The organism is Desulfosporosinus sp. (assembly GCF_014237355.1).
Taxonomy (GTDB): Bacteria; Bacillota; Desulfitobacteriia; order Desulfitobacteriales; family Desulfitobacteriaceae; genus Desulfosporosinus.
On record NZ_JABZFS010000015.1, the window covers coordinates 1 to 20072 of the forward strand.

General features: G+C 43.3%; 20 protein-coding genes and 1 other annotated feature. Of the genes, 17 read left to right on the top strand and 3 right to left on the bottom strand.

Features of this window, described 5'->3' with window-relative positions:
* The first annotated feature begins 31 nt into the window (after positions 1 to 31).
* From HGJ98_RS03435 to HGJ98_RS03445, 3 genes are read left to right on the top strand one after another with little or no spacing between them, the layout of a single operon-like run.
* The gene (locus HGJ98_RS03435) at positions 32 to 1207 is read left to right on the top strand and encodes a glycine betaine/L-proline ABC transporter ATP-binding protein (RefSeq protein WP_291349639.1); all 1176 of its coding nucleotides are present in this window, start codon (positions 32 to 34) and stop codon (positions 1205 to 1207) included.
* A 14-nt stretch (positions 1208 to 1221) separates the two neighbouring features.
* A complete protein-coding gene (locus HGJ98_RS03440) occupies positions 1222 to 2058 on the top strand; it encodes a proline/glycine betaine ABC transporter permease (protein WP_291349640.1) in 837 nt (278 codons plus the stop codon).
* Positions 2059 to 2085: 27 nt separating this feature from the next.
* Positions 2086 to 2955, top strand: a complete 870-nt coding sequence (locus HGJ98_RS03445; protein ID WP_291349641.1) for a glycine betaine ABC transporter substrate-binding protein — start codon at positions 2086 to 2088, stop codon at positions 2953 to 2955.
* Between the two features lie 160 nt (positions 2956 to 3115).
* Here HGJ98_RS03445 and putP read toward each other — a convergent pair whose 3' ends face one another.
* Positions 3116 to 4579, bottom strand: coding sequence for a sodium/proline symporter PutP (gene putP / locus HGJ98_RS03450; RefSeq protein ID WP_291349642.1), 1464 nt, complete (start codon positions 4577 to 4579; stop codon positions 3116 to 3118).
* 249 nt (positions 4580 to 4828) lie between these two features.
* Positions 4829 to 6748 carry a cell wall-binding repeat-containing protein gene (locus HGJ98_RS03455; protein ID WP_291349643.1) on the bottom strand — a complete coding sequence of 640 codons (1920 nt, stop codon included), beginning with the start codon at positions 6746 to 6748 and terminating at the stop codon, positions 4829 to 4831.
* Positions 6749 to 7023: 275 nt separating this feature from the next.
* Between HGJ98_RS03455 and HGJ98_RS03460 the strand changes: the two genes are divergently transcribed.
* The 9 genes from HGJ98_RS03460 to yhbY all read left to right on the top strand — a co-directional run bounded on the left by HGJ98_RS03460 (position 7024) and on the right by yhbY (position 14123).
* Positions 7024 to 7419, top strand: coding sequence for a hypothetical protein (locus HGJ98_RS03460; RefSeq protein WP_291349644.1), 396 nt, complete (start codon positions 7024 to 7026; stop codon positions 7417 to 7419).
* A 712-nt stretch (positions 7420 to 8131) separates the two neighbouring features.
* Positions 8132 to 8213, top strand: a sequence feature (ribosomal protein L21 leader region).
* 13 nt (positions 8214 to 8226) lie between these two features.
* A complete protein-coding gene (gene rplU / locus HGJ98_RS03465) occupies positions 8227 to 8538 on the top strand; it encodes a 50S ribosomal protein L21 (protein WP_291349645.1) in 312 nt (103 codons plus the stop codon).
* A gap of 13 nt (positions 8539 to 8551) precedes the next feature.
* On the top strand, positions 8552 to 8890 hold the full coding sequence (locus HGJ98_RS03470; RefSeq protein WP_291349751.1) for a ribosomal-processing cysteine protease Prp: 339 nt from the start codon (positions 8552 to 8554) through the stop codon (positions 8888 to 8890).
* Positions 8884 to 9192, top strand: a complete 309-nt coding sequence (gene rpmA / locus HGJ98_RS03475; protein ID WP_007786854.1) for a 50S ribosomal protein L27 — start codon at positions 8884 to 8886, stop codon at positions 9190 to 9192. Before HGJ98_RS03470 ends, rpmA begins: the two co-directional genes overlap by 7 nt.
* A gap of 330 nt (positions 9193 to 9522) precedes the next feature.
* Positions 9523 to 10020, top strand: a complete 498-nt coding sequence (locus HGJ98_RS03480; RefSeq protein ID WP_291349646.1) for a Spo0B domain-containing protein — start codon at positions 9523 to 9525, stop codon at positions 10018 to 10020.
* Between the two features lie 52 nt (positions 10021 to 10072).
* Positions 10073 to 11341: a GTPase ObgE gene (gene obgE / locus HGJ98_RS03485; protein ID WP_291349647.1), complete on the top strand. Its 1269-nt coding sequence runs from the start codon at positions 10073 to 10075 to the stop codon at positions 11339 to 11341.
* A gap of 42 nt (positions 11342 to 11383) precedes the next feature.
* Positions 11384 to 12613: an efflux RND transporter periplasmic adaptor subunit gene (locus HGJ98_RS03490; RefSeq protein WP_291349648.1), complete on the top strand. Its 1230-nt coding sequence runs from the start codon at positions 11384 to 11386 to the stop codon at positions 12611 to 12613.
* The gene (locus HGJ98_RS03495) at positions 12610 to 13809 is read left to right on the top strand and encodes an ABC transporter permease (protein ID WP_291349649.1); all 1200 of its coding nucleotides are present in this window, start codon (positions 12610 to 12612) and stop codon (positions 13807 to 13809) included. Before HGJ98_RS03490 ends, HGJ98_RS03495 begins: the two co-directional genes overlap by 4 nt.
* Before the next feature lie 23 nt (positions 13810 to 13832).
* A complete protein-coding gene (gene yhbY / locus HGJ98_RS03500) occupies positions 13833 to 14123 on the top strand; it encodes a ribosome assembly RNA-binding protein YhbY (protein WP_291349650.1) in 291 nt (96 codons plus the stop codon).
* A gap of 164 nt (positions 14124 to 14287) precedes the next feature.
* Here the strand turns inward: yhbY and HGJ98_RS03505 are convergent, their stop codons facing one another.
* Positions 14288 to 14671: a DUF302 domain-containing protein gene (locus tag HGJ98_RS03505; protein WP_291349651.1), complete on the bottom strand. Its 384-nt coding sequence runs from the start codon at positions 14669 to 14671 to the stop codon at positions 14288 to 14290.
* Positions 14672 to 14835: 164 nt separating this feature from the next.
* Here HGJ98_RS03505 and HGJ98_RS03510 point away from each other — a divergent pair, with 164 nt between their 5' ends.
* The 5 genes from HGJ98_RS03510 to HGJ98_RS03530 all read left to right on the top strand — a co-directional run bounded on the left by HGJ98_RS03510 (position 14836) and on the right by HGJ98_RS03530 (position 20020).
* Positions 14836 to 15714 carry an FAD binding domain-containing protein gene (locus HGJ98_RS03510; RefSeq protein ID WP_291349652.1) on the top strand — a complete coding sequence of 293 codons (879 nt, stop codon included), beginning with the start codon at positions 14836 to 14838 and terminating at the stop codon, positions 15712 to 15714.
* A 149-nt stretch (positions 15715 to 15863) separates the two neighbouring features.
* Positions 15864 to 17279, top strand: coding sequence for a sigma 54-interacting transcriptional regulator (locus HGJ98_RS03515; RefSeq protein ID WP_291349653.1), 1416 nt, complete (start codon positions 15864 to 15866; stop codon positions 17277 to 17279).
* A 271-nt stretch (positions 17280 to 17550) separates the two neighbouring features.
* On the top strand, positions 17551 to 18207 hold the full coding sequence (locus HGJ98_RS03520) for an ABC transporter permease (protein WP_291349654.1): 657 nt from the start codon (positions 17551 to 17553) through the stop codon (positions 18205 to 18207).
* 61 nt (positions 18208 to 18268) lie between these two features.
* Positions 18269 to 19384 carry an ABC transporter ATP-binding protein gene (locus tag HGJ98_RS03525; RefSeq protein ID WP_291349655.1) on the top strand — a complete coding sequence of 372 codons (1116 nt, stop codon included), beginning with the start codon at positions 18269 to 18271 and terminating at the stop codon, positions 19382 to 19384.
* Positions 19385 to 20020, top strand: a complete 636-nt coding sequence (locus HGJ98_RS03530; RefSeq protein WP_291349656.1) for an ABC transporter permease — start codon at positions 19385 to 19387, stop codon at positions 20018 to 20020.
* The last annotated feature ends 52 nt before the right edge of the window (positions 20021 to 20072 follow it).

The following is a 20072-nucleotide window of genomic DNA, read 5'->3' on the forward strand; positions in this document are numbered from 1 at the left end:
AAGTAAACTAGTTTAGTTAAGGAGCATCTGTATGAGTAAAATCCTGGTTAAGGAAGTTAGCAAACTATTTGGTGATAATCCTCAAGAAGCTTTAAAACGTCTTGAAAAGGGTGAAAGTAAGAACCAAATTCTTGAAGATACAGGTATGACGGTTGGGGTAAATCGGGCATCATTTGATGTTAATGAAGGGGAGATTTTTGTCATTATGGGGCTTTCGGGAAGCGGAAAGTCGACTCTCATTAGGTTGATTAACCGTCTGATTGAGCCCACTTCAGGAGAGATATTAATTGATGGTCAAAATATTGTAAAAATGAATACCAACGAATTAATAGAAATTCGCAGAAAAAAACTTGGTATGGTTTTTCAGAAGTTTGCCTTACTTCCTCATCGAACGATATTAGATAATGTTGAATATGGCTTAGAAATTCAGGGTGTCCCAAAAGAAGAAAGGGCTAAAAAAGCTCTGGAAACCCTTGCAACGGTTGGTTTGAAAGGATACGAGGATCAAAGGCCTAATCAATTAAGTGGTGGTATGCAACAGCGGGTAGGCTTGGCGAGAGCGTTAGCAAATGATACGGATATTTTACTTATGGATGAAGCATTTAGTGCTTTGGATCCCTTGATTCGTAAAGACATGCAGGATGAGTTGTTGACGCTACAGGAATCATTGAAAAAGACTATTCTATTTATTACCCATGATTTAGATGAAGCTCTAAAATTAGGAGACCGGATTGCTATCATGAAGGATGGCCGAATCGTACAAATTGGAACTCCAGAAGAAATACTAACTACACCAGAGAATGACTATGTATCAACCTTCGTACAAGATGTCGATCGATCAAAGGTTTTAATTGCATCACAGGTTATGAAAAAGCCGGATATTGTGGCTATTTGGAAAGAAGGAGCAAGTAGGGCAATTCGTAGAATGGATGAAAAAGGAATTTCAAGTATTTTCGTTGTAGACAAACAACATAAGTTAAAAGGGTTATTAACAATTGATGCTGCCATAGAGGCTCTCAAGGAAGGCGGTTGGGTAGAAGAGATATTGGTTCAGGATTTTCCAGTTACCTCTCCCGATACACCTCTGCATGAATTGATTGGGATTGCTATAGATACAAAATATCCGATTGCCGTCGTGGAAGGGGAAAAACTTGTCGGAATCATCGTGAGAGTATCGATCCTTTCGGGTCTGGCATTAGGGAAATAGGAGGAGTAGTCCGTATGAATTATTTTTATTTTCCATTAGAAGAATGGACTAATCGTTTTGTTAACAATTGGCTTTTGCCTGTTTTGGGAGGCTTTTTTGGTATAATTAGTGACTATATATCCGCCTTTTTAGGAGGCATTGAAGCCTTTCTAATCTGGACTCCTCCAGAAATCATTGCTCTTGTTTTTGTCCTAATAGCTTGGCGCACAGTAGGCAAAGGGATGGCTTTGTTTACGATCATCGGTCTACTATTTATTGGATCCGTTGATCTTTGGGAAGATGCGATGCGAACCTTAGCTATAGTATCCGTGGCTACATTTTTTTCCATCATAGTCGGGGTTCCGCTCGGTATTTGGAGTGGGAAATCAGAGATGGTAGGGAGAATCCTTCGACCAATCTTGGATTTTATGCAAACTCTTCCGAGCTTTGTCTATTTGATTCCGACGATTCTTTTATTTGGAATTGGGGGAGTTTCAGCTGTTATTGCGACCTTTGTTTTCGCTGCACCTCCCGCTGTAAGATTAACCCATTTAGGAATTAAGCAGGTCCCAGAGGATGTCATTGAAGCGGCAAGAGCTTTTGGTTCTACATCTTGGCAAATGCTGGCCAAAGTCCAATTTCCACTCGCCCTTCCGACAATAATGGCAGGTGTAAACCAGACAATTTTACTGGCACTTTCTATGGCGGTCATAGCATCTATGATTGGAGCTCCGGGACTTGGTTCGGTTGTTTTAACAGGAATATCCAGGGTAAATGTTGGAATGGGCCTGGTAGGCGGTTTAGGAATTGTTGTTTTGGCAATTATTCTAGATCGAATTACTGAAGCTTTAGGTAAACCCAGAGAGAGCTAAACTATAAATTGACAAGGAGGAAAGCTAATGCTTCGGAAAATTAAATGTATAACGGTTTGTTTGCTTATGTTATTTGTAGTAATTGTTGGAGGATGTGCACCGGGAGATAAAGACGCAGGGAAAGCTGGTAAGGAAACGATTAAGATTGGTCAAGTTCCTTTCGAACATGAATGGATTCCCGTCAATATTATCAAAAGGGTAGCAGAGGAATTGGGATATTCAACAGAAATTAAAGAAGGGGATGTTGGGATTATATTCCTCGGTCTTTCAAGAGGAGATATAGATATATATCCTGATGTTTGGCTGCCAACGGTTCATTCCAGCTACATGGAACAATACAAGGGACAAATAGAATTAGTTGGTACATTATATAAAAATGCTCCAACTGGATGGGCTGTTCCGACTTACGTCGATATAAATAGCATTGATGAATTAAAAGGAAAAAGTCAATTGTTTGGTGCAAAAATTATTGGAGCTGAGCCAGGCGCGGGAATGATGGAAGTTTCAAGGAAAGTAATCAAAGAGTATGGACTTGATTACACACTGGTTGAAGGTAGTACACCTGCAATGTTGGCAACCGTTAAAAAGGCTATTCAATCTAAAGATCCGATTGTTTTCCTGGCTTGGCGGCCGCATACTATGTTTCAGGATTTTGACATAAAAATACTCAAGGACCCTAAAAACATCTGGTCGGTTGATGATGCAAGAAACGGAGTAAACCCGGGATTAAAAGAAAAAGCTCCTGATCTATACAAGTTTCTCAGCAACTTTCAAATTAGTATAGATGAGATTGAATCCATGATGGTCGAGATGGGTAAAGGAGAAAAAGTTGATAAGTTGGCTGAAAAATGGATTAATAACAATCGAGATAAAGTCAATGAATGGTTAGGTAAGTAGGCCCTTGAAACGAGGAAGGGCACAAAGAAGACACCAGGGAGGGTCTTAGTTCTTCTAAATGGAACCAAGACCCTCCCTAGGTGTTTATCTCTTTAATTTAATCTTTAAACTTCCACTATCTCAAGTTGGAGTGCCAACGATCTTACGAGAGTTGGCCTATTTAGAGTTGATTCGTATTCAGCTGACACTGTTCGAATTCGGCTTGCATTTTATCCGAGGGTTTGGTTGTGAGCAAGCTTACAGCGACGATGGCTATCAGGCATACGAAAAACCCCGGTACCAGTTCATACAAGTTATTTTTCAGGAAGGGGAAGCGGGTCCATAGTATTACCGTGCTGGAACCGGCAATCATGCCGGCTAAGGCCCCCCATTTGTTCATACGCTTCCAATAGAGGCTTAAGAGAATAACCGGGCCAAAGGCTGAGCCAAAACCTGCCCAGGCGTAACCGACTAAGCTCAGAATTGTATCATTACGCTGATAAGCAATTAGGATTGCGACTACCGCTACGATGAGCACGCAGAGACGACCCACCAGGACGAGCTCTTTATCCGTTGCCCGGCGGCGAAACAGGCTATAAAGATCTTCCGTTAATGAACTAGAGGTTACAAGGAGCTGGGAAGAGATGGTGCTCATGATGGCAGCTAAGATAGCTGCCAGGAGAAGACCGGTTACGATGGGATGAAAGAGTACTTTGCCTAGTTCGAGGAAAACAGTTTCAGGGTCCGTAAGGGTGATGCCCTTGTTTGCAAAGTAGGCGATTCCTACTAATCCGGTAAACATTGCTCCAACTACTGAAAAAACCATCCAACTCATGCCGATTCGGCGAGCTTTGGCAACTTCTTTAATGGAAGAGATGGCCATGAAACGGATGATGATGTGAGGCTGACCAAAATAACCTAATCCCCAGCCAAAAAGGGAGATAATCCCTAGCAGAGTGGTTCCTTTGAAGAAGTCGAGGTAGGCGGGGTTAATACTTTGAATGGTATTAAAAGAAGTGCCTAGTCCTCCAGAGGCTTGGATAGTCACAAGGGGTACCATAACCAAAGCCAGGACCATGATCAACCCTTGGACGAAATCCGTGATGCTCACGGCTAAAAAGCCCCCGAAGAGGGTATATGCCACTACGACTCCACCGACAATCCATAGTCCGGTATGATAATCGACGTTAAAGGAGTTCTGAAACAAAACGGCGCCTGAGACGAGGCCTGACGACACATAGAAGGTAAAAAAGATAATAATGACAAGTCCGGATACGAGACGCAAGGTTCTAGATTTGTCTTCAAATCGGTTCCCTAAAAATGCAGGGATTGTAATAGAATTGTTGGCGAGCTCTGTGTACGAGCGCAGACGGGGGGCAACATAAAGCCAATTTAAGTAAGCTCCCAGGGTAAGACCAATGACGATCCAAGAAGCACTTATTCCTTGGGCAAACATGGCGCCGGGTAGTCCCAGCATAAGCCAACCGCTCATATCAGAGGCCCCTGCACTTAAGGCCGTAACAGCAGGGCCGAGATTTCGACCCCCTAGCATGTAATCCGACAGGTCAGTGGTGCGTTTATAGGAGTAGTAACCGATCCCCAACATTCCGGCCATGTAAATGATAATTGCAATTAATGATTCCAAGCCCTTTTCCTCCCTTTTCTTTATGCTAAAATTATTTTTGCTATGGGCTAGGATATTGTACCATAAAGTATCTAAGTAATGAATAAGCTGATGTTAGTGAATACTGGATACTTATTTTTAATTTAAATAAGATTTTTAATATTGATGTAAAAGCTCAATAAAGCAAAAATCCCTAGAAGTCGAAGGCTTTAAGCACTCGCTTCCAGGGATTTTCAGTCGCATAGAGCATATCTCACTAATCCTAAACGTTTATAAACTGAAATCCTTGCGGTCCAGGTTTTTATAATATAAACGAACAGGGCTGTAATCAGGGGTATAATCTTCAATGTAGTCAAAAGGTTCGTTGTCTTCCAAGTAGAGGGTTGTTAATTTTGTCAAATATTTTAAGGGTGTAAAATCCTTAATATAATTGTCGGATATGTCAAGATAGGTAAGGGAGGTTAAACCTTTCAAGGCATTGATATCCTTAAGTTCATTGTTGGATAATTTCAACGTCTGGAGATTCGTAAGTTTGGTTAATGGAGTCAGTTTTTCCAGGGAATTATTGCCAAGATCAAGAGTCCTTAAGTTCGTAAAGTATTCCAAACCGGATAAATCAGTGATTCCTTCACTGCGCGCATTTAAGGTGGTGATATCGATCACATCACTCTTGTAAATGGTTTCGTCCCAATCCTTATTTACTTTATCCTCAACTGCAGATCTTAGGCCCGGATCGGTAAAATTGATTTTTGCATCCTCGGATACTTTAAGAGATAGACTGACCTTTTGAGTTAGGCCATCAATTGTCCCCTGAAAGGTGTAAGTGCCTACCTTATTAAGAGGGACAATTTTACTGGTCCAAGTCACTGGAAGCGTCTCTGTGCTGCCATCGCTCATGGTCGCATCCACCGTATCGGGAAAACTATAGGAATCACCCAGAATGATTTCTGCGGAAATGGTGTTGATTTTAGATATTTTAGGGTGGACCGTTAAGTTGAGATAAACACGTCCTCTATAGTTGTCGATGGTCCCTTCAAATTTGTAGGTTCCAGACCGCAGTGTACGTACGGAGGAAAGGGTCCAAGTAACGGGTACCTCTTCGGTTAAGCCGTTGGTTAGGGTTGCTGTAACTGTTTTAGGGGGATCATAGTTTTCCGATTCCTGGACGCTGTCCGTGACGTTTGCAACGGAGTCAATCTCAGGAGGTAAGGACGCAAGCTTTAGTTTTGTCGTGTCACTGATAACAGCTGTACCGCCTAAAATGGTGAGTTTAGAAATGTGTTTTGACCGCATAAAGGAAGTTACTGGATAAGGGATCGTGTCCCCTTGAAGTAAGATAAGGGCATTTTTCCCTTTTTGGACTAAGGCAGAGGCTGCTAGAGCGTCGGGGAACCGTTGCCCAGTAGCGAGATAGATGTTGTCAAGCTCTAGACTAGCCGCAAATCGGTTAATGAGGTTAATATTTCTTTCATAGGGATCATATCCGTAAATGACCTCGGAATTCGGAAATTGATTAACTACGTTGTAACTTAATTCTGAACCATTGACAATATAAGAAGTGGGAATTTCATTCTCACTTAGGAAGTTTGTTAATGCTGGAGTAAGTTTATCTGGAGGGACTAGTAGGATGGGCATCTCTAATGCTGCTGCAATGGGGCCTATGGACAAAGCGTCTGCAAAGGTTAAACCGTTTGTTACGAAAACCCCTTGTGTGACACCGATTTCTTGGGCCACTTGCATCGCTGTATCATAACGATCTTCTCCAGCTAGGCGCTCTGTGGTAATACTCATTAAGGAAAGTTGTCGTTCAACACCGCTAGAGACAACAGCGGTTCCACCTACTATATAAACTTTTTTAACCTTGAGTCGCTTCAATTCAGTCGCAGTATCATTATTTAAAGCATAAGAATTCGTCAGTAAAATAGGGGCGTTGTATTTCTTGGCTAAAGGTCCTGCACTTAAGGCATCCGGAAAGTCCTCCCCGAGGGCTAGGATTGCTGTATCTGCTCCATCAGGCCAGCCGCTTTGGCTTATAGCAACAGCAGTTTTATAATGGTCATAGCCAGCAAGTCGGTTAGTCGATGTAGAAGCGCTGGTAGCAGGCGCGTAAGTCAACATTATAAAGGTCATAAGGAAAAAAGCTAGAAAGCCCGGAAACGCTGAGAACAATTTCATCTTCTTAGTTGTCAAGTAAACACCCTCCTTTTTGAAGTACTTTCTCGAATTATTACCTAAAATCCTTCTTTTTCTTTGAAAAAGTGACATAAGTCCTAAAGTGACCTGATACCCACTAAATGGTATAATGAGGGAACTCGCTCCTACTTGAAGAGCGGGGGATTCTTAGGGTAAACAAAAATAAGCCCTTGTTAGGCTCGTGTTTGTGGCTGGATTTATGCATAAAGTTTCATTTGCGACAGATTTGTTCATTCAAGCGAAGGAATAAAAGGCTCTTGGAGGGAAGTAATTTGAATAGTGCATTGAAATTCATAACCGGAATTATTAACTATTTTCACGATCACTTAATTCTGTTATCAAAGCTGATGGGTCTTAAGTTGAACGATAAACAGCTTCATTTCTTGGTGATAGGGGCTATTGGAATTCTTCTATTTATCTTTGTTCATGAGCTCTTTAAGCGTTTGGTTCGGTATAGCCTTACGGCGATTTCTTTTATCTATACGTTTACAGTATTAGTTGTTTTTGTTTTCGCTATAGAGATTGGGCAAAAAGTAACAGGGCGCGGCAATATGGAATTTCAAGATATCGTAGAAGGCCTATGGGGATTCTTAGTTGCCTTTGCAATCTATAGGATAGTCGTTATCTTATTTTATTTGTTAAAAAAGATATTAATTCGTCTAAGATAAGAATTAATATAAAGGATGACAATCTAAGTTAATCTTAGTAATAATACTAATTAGGAAGTAAAAATAAAATACGCAACAATAAGTAAGCAGATTACGGTTGAGGCTGCGATAATGATAATTTCCTCATGTGAGGGGATGTGAAACATAGAATTTTTATATTGCTTCCATGGCATGGTGCATCACTCCTTACATTTTAAGTTAATATACATTTTAAGGTAATATAGTAATTCTGTTACTATTCAAGAACTCCTTCTTAGAGCATAAATATTTACTTACATAATTAGCAAAGTTTCGTGTTTGATTATCCTATGTTGACATAAAAACGTACAAAGTTTTAAAAGATGAAACGTTTATAGTTTAAAATTTATGGTTATTTGAAGAATTATCTGATTATAACTATTTCTTTTTAGCTTTGATATTATCTAAGTAAGTTGTTCAACTAAGGTGTGGTTTACCCTCAGCAGTAGAAGTCAAGATTCTTCGGCTATGCCTCAGAATTCCCATGCGTTACCCACATCACGATAAACAAAAGATTATTTTGTCATCCTGAGCGTTAGCGAAGGATCTAGATCCTTCAGTCGTCCCTCCTTCAGGATGACACAGTGCTTAAGTTTCTTTCATAACAAAGACATATATAGTAAAAAGATGCGTAGCATTTTTCTTAAGTTGACAAATGAAGTGGATAAATGCTAAAATACTTAAATGTGGTGACTTCTCACCGCAACCGCTCGAATCAGGTATTAACCGGTTTTTTCTTTAAGAACCGACCTGCAATGGCGAGTCTAGGGCATGGGAGGTGTAATAATAATGTACGCAGTGATTGAAACCGGTGGTAAACAGTTCCGCGTTCAAGAAGGCGACGAGATTTACGTTGAGAAATTGGATGCTAATGTAGGAGATGCAGTAACGATTGATCAAGTTCTCCTCGTTGAAAAGGACGGTTCTGTAAAAATTGGAACCCCAGTTGTGGCAGGTGCTACAGCAGTGCTGAAAGTCGTGGAGCACGGTAAAGGGGAGAAGATTATTGTCTTCAAATACAAATCCAAGAAGAATTATCGACGCAAACAAGGACATCGTCAACCTTACACAAAAGTTCTCGTCGAGGCACTCCAAGCGTAAGCGTCAAGACGGAATCCGCTTCATTATATGGGCGGATGATCAAGGGCAAGTGCGTGAATTCGAGTTGTCTGGACATGCCGGGTTTGCAAAAAGGGGTCGGGACATTGTTTGTGCGGGTGTTTCCGCACTGAGTATTGCGGCTGTCAATGGGTTAGAGCATTTCTTGACGGTTGCCCCTACGGTGCAGGAGGCGGATGGACACATCACTTGCCGGCTTGTAGAGGTTTCTGCGCAAGACTTGGAGAAGGCTCAGTGGATTTTGCAGACAATGATATTAGGTATTGAAAAGATACAAACGGCTTACGGCCAAAACTATATACTAATTGATCGAAGGAGGTGGACTCCATGCTAAAAATGAATCTGCAATTATTCGCCCATAAAAAAGGGGTAGGTAGCTCACGTAACGGCCGGGACAGTAACGCTCAACGTCTTGGTTTAAAACGTGGTGATGGCCAATTCGTTACTGCTGGTACGATTATCGTACGACAACGCGGTACGAAGTTTCATCCCGCTAAAAACTGTGGTTTGGGTAAAGATGACACCTTATTTGCTCTGATTGACGGTTATGTTAAATTTGAGCATAAGGATCGGACACATAAACAAGTAAGTGTTTATGCTGAGCGCCCAAAAACACCGGTGGCTATCGCCCAATAAGCTGTTTCTTAATTACCCCTGGGTTTACCCCAGGGGTTTTTCGTGTAATATCAGACTTCCAAGCAGCTTAGGCTACACCACGGATGAATGAAAAAACAGTAGAGGGTCAAGATACTTCACTGCGTCCAGGATGACATAGTGCTTGAATTGCTGTCACAGCAATGACATTCCATGCTTCTTAAACTTCTATTTCGGCGTTGACTTCTATTTCGGGTTTTGGCCCGCAACTATGGCTTTCTACTAGCCTAGTTTTTTGCTGATAGGAAATGCTAATACATATCTATTCGTAGTTCTTGCGACAATAACTGTGATGGATGAGAGGGTATATTTATGTCAGACATAAATCGGGTTCTTTTATCAGAATTGTTACACTGGTATCGCTTGCAAAGACATGATTATATGAATCACTGGCAGGTGATTATGGGAAATTTACAGCTAAACCGGCCTGAGGAAGCCCTGCGGTATATGCGGGAGACAAATTCTGAGTCACTTGAAGAGCAAAAGATCGGGCAAATTCCAGAACCTCTCTTAGGAGCTGTTTTGTTAGGCTTTGTGATTCGTCTTAGACAAGAAGGGGTTATGGCGACCCTTGATTTTCCTGAGGAGATGAAACAGAGTGACTTTTGGAAAGATCATTGGCGGGAAGAATATGTAGATGGGTTCTACGGGTACACTATGGAATGTATGGAAGTGGTTTCGCGGTTTAAAACTTCCAAAGATTTATATGCTGAAGTCTATTTGTTTGATGAACCGGGAGGCCTGGCTTGTCAGTTTATCTTATCTGATGAGGAGTCAGTCCTCTGGGATAAAATAATCACGTTTAATTAGGGCAGCAAGTTAAGAACAAAGGGCTACTGCTAGCAGTTAAGGAGAATCATGTATGTTTTATGATCAGGCGAAGATTTATGTTAAAGGCGGGGATGGCGGCGCAGGTGCTGTTGCTTTTCGTCGAGAAAAATATGTCCCCGAAGGCGGTCCCAGCGGCGGAGATGGCGGGCGCGGTGGAAATATTGTGTTTGTAGGAGATGAGGGCCTAAGGACCCTTGTGGACTTTCGCTATAAGCGGCATTATAAAGGGGAACGAGGGGATCATGGCCAGGCCAAGAATATGAGTGGCCGGAGTGGTACGGATACTATTCTGCGTATTCCCGTTGGAACCATGGTCTTTGATGATGGAACTGGGGAAACCATTGCTGATATCACTGAGCATGGACAGCGCGTGGTTGTGGCAGCGGGTGGACGAGGGGGCAGGGGTAATGCCCGTTTTATGAGCAATACCAATAAAGCCCCTACGTTGGCAGAAAATGGGGAACCAGGGGTGGAACATTGGCTGCGTCTGGAATTGAAGCTCTTGGCTGACGTTGGTTTGGTTGGGTTCCCTAATGTAGGGAAATCTACGATTATTTCAAAGGTGTCTGCAGCAAAACCAAAGATTGCCGATTATCATTTTACCACGTTGGTTCCGAATTTAGGTGTGGTGGATATGGAGGATGGGGAAAGCTTTGTTATGGCGGATATTCCAGGACTGATCGAAGGTGCCCACACGGGGGCTGGATTAGGGCATGAATTTTTACGCCATACGGAGCGGACACGCTTGATTTTGCATGTGTTAGATATTTCAGGCTCAGAGGAACGAGATCCTCTTGAGGATATGCGAATTATTCAGGATGAACTGAGGCTTTATAGCCCAGCGCTAGCTGAGCGTCCGGTGATTATTGTTGCAAATAAAATGGATATCCCGGGGGCTGAGGAGCATTTACAGCGCTTGAAAGATGAGGTTAAAGACCAGCACGAAATCTTTGCGGTATCTGCGGCTACTGGAGAAGGATTACAAGCCTTGGTTTATCACATTGCCCAAGTCTTGCCGGATATCCCAGCACCGCAGATTGTCAGCCTGCCGGCAGAGCATCGAGTGACGAAGGCGGAGACAGACAAGAGGTTTGAGATTCGCAAAGACGAGGGGCTCTTTGTCGTTGAAGGTTCCGAAATTGAAAAACATGTTAAGATGACCTTTTTTGATCGGGAGGCAAGTGTTTATCGTTTCCAGAACATCTTAAAGATGATGGGGATTGATGACGCTCTCCGCGAAGCAGGGATTAAAGAAGGGGATCAAGTAGAAATTGCAGGAGTTAAGTTTGATTGGGTATAGGCTTAGATTAGGGGTATCTTTGGGTGGTTTGGGGGTAACAATGTGACGAAACGTCTCTGGTGGATCATTGGGGCAATGCTCTCTGTTCTTGCGTTAGCCTTGAGTGTATGGTGGTTTTGGGGAAGACCCCAGGATCCACTGAAAGTCAAAGCTGGAGTGGTGGCTCCGATATCAATGCAAGAAGATGTTTATGCGACGGGGAGTGTCGTTCCAGTGTCTCGCCAGGAAGTGCGTGTCTTGACCCCTGGGCGAGTAGAGAAGGTGGCAGTAAAGGTTGGGGATGCTGTTCAAGTGGGGCAGATTCTGGTTGCTTTAGATACTACTCTTGCCGATGCCCAAGTGGCTCAGGCTAGAGTGGGTGTCGAGGCAGCCCAAGCCGTTGTTAATACGGCTCAGGCTAATCTGGACGAGCTAAAAAAAGCCCAAAGTGCTGCGAAGTCGGCGACAGAATCGTTTAACGTCGCTGGGAAGGGTCCAGACGGGGCAGATGCGGAAGACGGGGTTAGTTCACTGCTTCCGGATTTTATAAGCGAACAAAAGAATTCGGTCCAGGAAAGCCTGGTGTCCCCTGCTGTTATCGCGCAAGCGGAGGGTGCTTTGGCGCAAAGCAAGGTGGCTTTAAAGCAGGCTCAGGAAATACTAAAGGTTGCCCAGGTGCAGAAGGGACAGCTAGTCCATAAAGCTGGGATGGCTGGAACTGTCCTTGAGGTCAATGCTCAAGAAGGAAATCTAACCTCTGTGCAGCTGCCCTTAGTGGTGGTGGCTGATCTGTCTGAGATGAATGTCGAGGCGCAACTGAATGAAGTTGATGCGGGAAAGATTCGGTTAGGCGGAAAGGTGACCATCTCCAGTAAGATGTTAGGTGAACAGTCTGTTCAAGGAACCATTGTAGAAATAGCCCCGACTGCAGTATCTAAGCCAAGTATTCAAGGAAGCTCTTCCCCAACAGTGGGTGTGAAAATCCGCTTGGAAAAAGCACCCCTTGAACTAAAGCCTGGCTTTACAGTGACGGTTGAAATTGTTGTAGCGACAAAGGAAGGCGTTTTAGCTGTTCCACAAGAAGCTCTTTTTCAAGAAGGAAACAAAAATTATGTTTACAAAATCCAAGCAGGCCGGCTTGAAAAAACAGAAGTAACGATTGGGATAGGAAATGACACCCACCAAGAGATTACCTCCGGTTTAACGGCTGGAGATAAGGTGGTATTGGATCCCTCTACGGATTTTTCGGAAGGGATGCTGGTAACCCCTGAGGCAGGAAGTGGGGTTTCATGAGCTTCTTAGAAGGACTGCGAGGGGCACTTTTTAGCTTGCGGACCAATAAGCTGAGATCGGGATTGACCATGCTGGGAATCATTATTGGGATTGCTGCTGTGATTGCCGTTGTTACCATTGGGCTGGGGGGCAAGGCAGCCATCATGCAGGAAATGGAGAAAAGCGGGGTTAACCTGTTTGTTATGTATGCCAAGTCCTCCGGAAGTAGTGGACAGGGCGAAGGGGGGCGCTTGACTCTTCAGGATGGGGAGAGTCTGAAACGTGCCCTTCCTCAAATCAAGATATTACTTCCGGCGAGTATCGAGTATACTACGTTAGAGGTCAACCAAAAGCGATCGTCTGCTATGGTTGTAGGAACTACCCCGGAGTTTGCGGACCTGCGCAATCGGGATATTGCCAGAGGGCGTTTCTTCTCCGAGGAAGAATTTGCTGCAGACCGTCGCGTGGTGGTGATTGACCAAACCTTAGGGGATGCCTTATTTGGCGCCGGAAATCCCTTAGGACAGCAGGTTATTATTCAGAGTGTGCCTTGTCGAGTCATTGGGGTTTTAGCTAAGGATAAATCTGCCTTTGCTCAATTCAATGTTGGGCCTCAGAATGCTTATTCTTATGTTCCCTGGGGAACCTGGTCGGATGTGTTTCAGTCACGACGAGTGGACCAATTAGAAGGTGCGACGTTTCGGGAGGCGGATTTGGCTAGTACGATTGACAGCGCCAAGCGCATTTTGAATGTGCGTCATGGGACAACCAATCAGTATGAGGCCTTCAATGTACAGCAACTAGTGCAATCCGCGAATACGATTATGCGGATTCTAACAAGTTTTATCGGTTTAGTTGCAGGTATCTCCCTTTTAGTGGGGGGGATTGGAATTATGAACATTATGCTCGTGTCTGTGACAGAACGCACACGAGAAATCGGGCTGCGCAAAGCCGTGGGGGCTAAAGAACGAGACATCTTAATGCAATTTTTATTAGAAGCTATTGTTTTATCTCTAATCGGCGGGATAATGGGGATCGCTTTGGGGGTAGGGAGTGCGCTGATAGCCTCCTACCTTTTGAACTGGCCGCCACTTTTGTCCGGATGGGCGATTATATTTGCCGTATCCTTTTCCATCGGAGTGGGACTTTTCTTCGGTTTTTATCCGGCCTTAAAAGCGGCCAAACTAGAACCAATGGCGGCCTTGAGATATGAGTAGTGAATATTAGGGGGAAGATTTTTGTGTTGACAGGTAAACAAAAGCGTTTTTTAAGAGCTATGGGAAATGAAATGGATCCTATTTTGCAGGTGGGTAAGGGTGGAATTGGGGAAACCGTCGTCACTCAAACCAATGAGACCTTGCAAGCCCGGGAGCTGATTAAAGGAAGGGTTTTGCAAAACTGCCTGGAGGAGCCGAAAACCGTAGCAGCAGAACTTGCCGAACGGACCGGATCGGAGCTGGTTCAAGTGATCGGTCGCAACTTCTTGCTGTTTAAGCAGTCGAAGGATAAGCCGGTAATAGAGTTACCCTAGTAAAGGGGTACTGGAAAAAGGGATCGGACGCATTTAAAGCGACCGATCCCTTTTTAATACCATCAGAAAGCATAAACTTGCGTTATATACTTACTAAGCATAAGGGCAACTAGGGCGGCCGCCGGCGCCTGCGGCTTGGTGCCAGCCAAGTTTTCTTTATAAAATTACACACTATCATCGATGATTTTTAATAAGACTTCTTCTACATCATTTGCGAAATCTTTTAAATCCTCATTATTGAACATTGTTACTAAGGCTTTTGGTTTAACCGTGCTAATCACGGTTTTTTCTGCTTCGCGATAGACATTAATACGACAGGGCATTAACAGACTAACTGTAATATCGATCATCAAAGCTGTATGAGCGTATTTAGCGTTGCAAACTTCGATGATCTTCAAAGGTTCTCGTTGAAAGTCCTTTTCTGCTAACGTCGCCTGCACATCATGGGTATGGAGAACTCTAAATCCATTAACTTGAGTATTAGTCTGGACCGCTAAAACTGCGTCATCGAATGACTTTTGTGTAGTAACCTGATATATGGCTTCCAATAGTTTTCGCCTCCCTAAAGATATAAACTTAGTTTGCGTAAAGATCAGTCTTTTAAATCACAAATCTTAAGCTTAATGAAATGAAGGGATATTTGCTCAAGCTATCGAATAGTTAGAACATCCAAGTGGAGAAATGGAAGGGAAGCAAGAGAGGAGTTTTTAGGTTGCAGGAATGTCAATTTATTTGTCCCTCGACAGTGTCCGAGGGAATTGAGACTATTTCTAGAATCAATGAGGATGTCTTGTTCATAAGCGGTGGTACAGACCTTGTTATTAAGCTGCAGGGCGGTCAGGTAAAACCTGTATGGCTTATGGATATCTCCTTGCTTCCAGAGCTGAAATTTATTAAGGAAGATGACGGTAGGATAAGGATTGGAAGTGGGGCAACCTTCGCTCAAATTAGTGAGAGCGATCTGGTTAGGGAGAAGGCTCGATGTTTAAGTCAAGCAGCTTCTCAGGTTGGGTCTGCCCAAATTCGTAATCGAGCTACCCTAGGTGGAAATATCGCTAATGCCTCACCTGCTGGAGATAGTCTGCCAGCTTTACTGGTTCTTGAGGCTTGGGTCAGTGTTATTGGTCCTCAGGGCTTTCGGAGAATACCCTTTGCCCAGTTACAGGCCGGTGGAGATGTGGGCTTGCAGGGGAAAGAATTGATAACAGAGATTGATTTTCCAGTGAGGGAACCTCAGGGAAATGAGCAGATTCTCAGCGTCTTTGGGAAAGTCGGAAGTCGTACTGCGGTTTCCATTGCCCGCTTAAATATGGCGGCATTGCTGGAGTTTGATGCGGAGAATCAACGGATTCTAAATTCAAGATGGGCGGTAGGAGCTTTAGGGCGCACGCCCTTTCGTTTAGAGGAATTGGAGCGAGAAATACAGGGGAAGAGGATTAATCCTGTCTTAGCCCAGGAAATTGCCGACCATTTAACAGGTGTGGTGGATCAAGCGATCCCTGGTCGTGCTTCCCAGGAGTATAAACGTCAGGCTATTCGGGGTTTAGCCTACGATCTCTTGGAGGACTTGTTCCCTCTTAAACTCGGGTAAGGTAAGTAGTGTTAAGTAAAGTAGTAACAATTTATAATTTCGTTATGTATTATGGTACACAATTCGTTAATAAAGAGGATATTTGTCGTTACTTGGAGAATTAAATGAATCATAGAGTTTTAAAACCACATTAACTAGGGGGTAGGAGTATGCCTGCAAATGAAGTTATAGTTCAAGTTTTTAGGCATCTCTTTAATTCAATTGATGAAGGGGTCATTGTGACTGATCCCGAGGGGAAGATCATCTTCTATAATGCTGAAATGGCTAAGTTAGAGGAGTTATTATCAGAACATGTTGTCGGAAAGCATCTGAACGAAGTCTATGACGCTGTAACAGTTGAAAGCAGTGAACACTTGAGTGTTGCCTTAACTCATGAACCTATTCTAGAGAAACATAAAACCTATTTCACGAACAGGGGTAAAGAGGTTACTATTGTCGCCAGTACGTTTCCCGTAATTGAAAACGATCAGGTGGTTGCGGTCTATTCCGTGTGTAAGGATATTACTAAATTCAAAGAATTACTGACCAAAACAATGCAATTGCATGATCAAATTGGTATGGAAGGGCAAGAACAGCGTGGTAGTAATGGAACCCGTTATACCTTTGAATCGATAATCTATGCTAGCTCCACTATGCAGAGCCTGATTGCTTCAGCTAAGAAAGCGGCTTTAGCGGATGGGTTTATCTTAGTGTTTGGAGAAACCGGAACGGGTAAGGAACTCCTGGTTCAAGCCATTCATAATCACAGCCTTCGCAAAAACGAACCCTTTGTGGCGATTAATTGTGCCGCCATTCCAGAAACACTCTTGGAGAGTATTCTTTTTGGGACGGCTAAGGGGGCTTTTACAGGGGCGGTAGAATCTAAGGGGCTGTTCCAACAAGCTGGACAGGGAACCTTGTTTTTGGATGAACTTAATTGTATGAGTATCGCCCTGCAGGCTAAGATCTTGCGGGTGGTCCAGGAAAAAATGGTGAGGCGAGTTGGCGGAACCACAGAAACTCCTGTTCACTGCCGAGTTATCAGTTCTACGAATGTTGATCCGTGGGAATCCGTGAATAACGGTAGTTTGCGAAAAGATCTTTTTTATCGCTTAGCGGTTATGACCCTTTTTATTCCTCCTTTGAACGATCGGAAGGAAGATATAGAGGCTTTAATTCACTTCTTTTTGAATCGATACCAAAAAATCTATGGATTAGGAGCGGTTCAGATTGGAGCTGATCTAAGGGATGTTTTTCTTAGATATCAATGGCCGGGAAACGTACGGGAGTTAGAGCATATCATTGAAAGCGCGATGAACATGCTTGATGGGAGAAGAGTTATTACCGTTGACCATTTGCCACATTACCTTAAGGCGAAGTTTCTTAGTCAGGATGGAACTTCGTTTGAAATATATAAAAAGGGATCTAGTACTTTAGCTCACGTTTTGCGTGAGGTAGAGAAACAAGTGCTTTGGGAAGCCTTAAAAAACCATGGGGGGAATATCACCAGGGCTGCTGAATCCATAGGGATTGCCCGGCAAAACCTGCAATATAGAATGAAAAAACTTCGGATGCAAAATTTTTAGGCGCGCAAAAAATGTACGCTTTTAATCGTTATTACATGTCTGGCAAGGTTTAGAGTTGTTTAGTAGTCCCATCTTTAGAGCAAAAGAAATTTGCGGCATAAGAGATATTGAGGGGAAACCCCAATTGTCTGAAAGTAGGCACAATTCTTGCAGAAACTATTAAGTTCTATTCTATTTTAAAAGACTGATTTAACGGTGCAATTAAGGAGGTCGCCGGTCCTTTCTCGCCGGAAATTCCTAATCATTAATGAAGAAAGTGGGGTGATGGAGAGTGGCTTTATCGGATTTTCTTGATTTTCTGATGAAAAATACTAGGACTATTTCGGAGTATTCTGAGAATCATTTTACCCTAGTCTTATTGGCAGTGGGAATTTCCTTGGCAATTTGGGTCCCTGTTGGGCTCTTGTTGACAAAAAGTGATAAATGGGCGGCTAGGGTTTTAGCTCTGGCAAACACGATATTTTGTATTCCAAGTTTGTCCATGTTTGCAATTTTAGTAACTATTCCGATGTTTGGATTAGGTCGAAAATCTGCTTTGTTGGCATTAGTTCTCTATGCGATGATGCCCTTGATTCGCAGTGTTTATGACGGGGTTAAAAACGTCGATCGCAGTGTAATCGAAGCTGCTAGAGGGATGGGTATGAGTACAAGGAGAATTCTAGTTGAAATTCTTGTGCCTTTAGGTATGCCGATCATCTTTGCGGGTTTTCGAGTGACGGTAGTAATGACGACTGGGATTGCGGCGATAGCTACCTATATTGGGGAGCGTAATTTAGGGCGGTTTATTCAGGAAGGTCTCGTTCGTTCAAATACTCCTATGATGGTCACAGGTGCTTTGATTATTTCGGTAATTGCTATAGGTTTAGATACTATTCTTGGACTGATTGAGAAACGAATTGTTCCAAAAGGATTAAGAATCAGCCGCTAACTCCTCATCAATACAGAAGGTCTAACTAAGGACAAGATAGAGTTTTCAGAGGAGGAATTTGATGATCGTACTAGAACAAATTACAAAAAAATACCCAGGTCAGGCTATGCCGGCAGTTGATAAATTGTCTATTTCCATTCCTAAAGGCGAGATATGTGTCTTAGTCGGGCCCTCAGGCTGCGGGAAAAGTACAATTTTACGCATGATTAACCGTATGATCGAACCTACATCGGGGATCGTGAAAATTAACGGAGAGGACGTAACACAGAAAAATCCAGACCAGCTGCGGATGGGGATTGGCTATGTCATTCAACAAATTGGACTACTGCCCCATCGAACTATCGCCGAAAATATTGCCATCGTACCTCGGTTATATAAATGGCCGAAGGAGAAAATCAAGCAAAGAGTTGATGAGCTGATTGTTATGATGGGGCTTGACTTGGAGAAAACAAGAGGCAAGTATCCTGCTCAGCTTAGTGGCGGACAAATGCAGAGAGTAGGGGTGGCAAGGGCAATGGCGGTTGATCCGCCTATTATGTTGATGGATGAGCCTTTTGGAGCAGTTGATCCCATTGCTCGGACCCATTTGCAGGATGAATTGCTTCGTTTACAGAAAGAAATAAAGAAGACCATTGTCTTTGTTACTCATGACATTAATGAAGCTATAAAAATGGGGGATAGAATTGCTATTTTTAATGCCGGAAAACTAGTGCAATTTGGAACTCCTGAAGAGATCTTAACCAATCCGGTCAATGAGTTTGTCGAGGACTTTATTGGTCGTGATAGGGTTGTTAAAAAGCTGAACTTATATTCTGCTGGAGATGCAATGCAACCTATCCGTTGTGTTGTGAAGGAAAATGAATTGGGTAATGCTGCTCAGAAAATGAAGGAAGCCGGGGCAGAAGTTGCCTTTCTCTTGAACAAAGCGGGTAAGGCTTGTGGGCATATCACCTCTTCTGATCTTGACGAGTTTGGGAAGGACCTGGGGGGGCTGCGAAAACGAATTGGTAGGACGGAAAAGGCTTTCGTGCAAACAACCACGCCGTTCCCTGATGCACTTTCCTTATTGCTGGAGTATGATGCGGATTATCTCGGAATTCTAAAGGGCGAGGAACTATGTGGAATGCTCTCTTTCAAAGGGATTAGGAAGCATGTGTACAGGAAAGAGGGGGAGTAAATGAGTTGGGAGAATTTTAGATTTGCTCTTTTCGAGAAGGCTCCAGAGGCTTTGTTGGAGCATTCTATGATTGTTGTGGTCACAATAGGGATCGCAATTTTGATTTCCATACCCCTGGGAATTTTCCTAAGTCGTCCGAGGTTTAAAAAGTTCGGCCTTTTTACCATGAATATACTCAACCTTTTACAAGCTGTTCCGGGACTTGCTGTTATTGCCTTGGCTTTACCCTTTCTTGGATTGGGAATGAAGCCTGCCATAATTGCGCTTTTGTTCCAGAGTCTGTTGCCCATCGTAAGAAATACGATTGCTGGTTTATTAGGTGTTAGTTCAGATGTTAAGGAAGCTGCCAGCGGTATGGGAATGTCCCAACGGAGAATTCTTTTAGAAGTGGAAATTCCGTTGGCTATACCGATTATTCTGAGCGGTATTCGCACGGCAACGGTCTATGTCGTAAGTATGGGTACACTAGCCTCTTTTATTGGGGCCGGCGGTTTGGGCAATCTTATTCAGGGTGGATTAACTCTTTTCAGGCCTGAATACTTGCTGGTTGGTGCAGGACTTGGGGCGCTGATGGCTATCTTTTTAGATCGGATGATCAATTATCTTGAGTATCGAATTACCCCGCCAGGGATGTAGATTGAGTAAGCGGAAAGAGTGCGAGTGAACGGTTCTTGGCCTGGCATTCTTT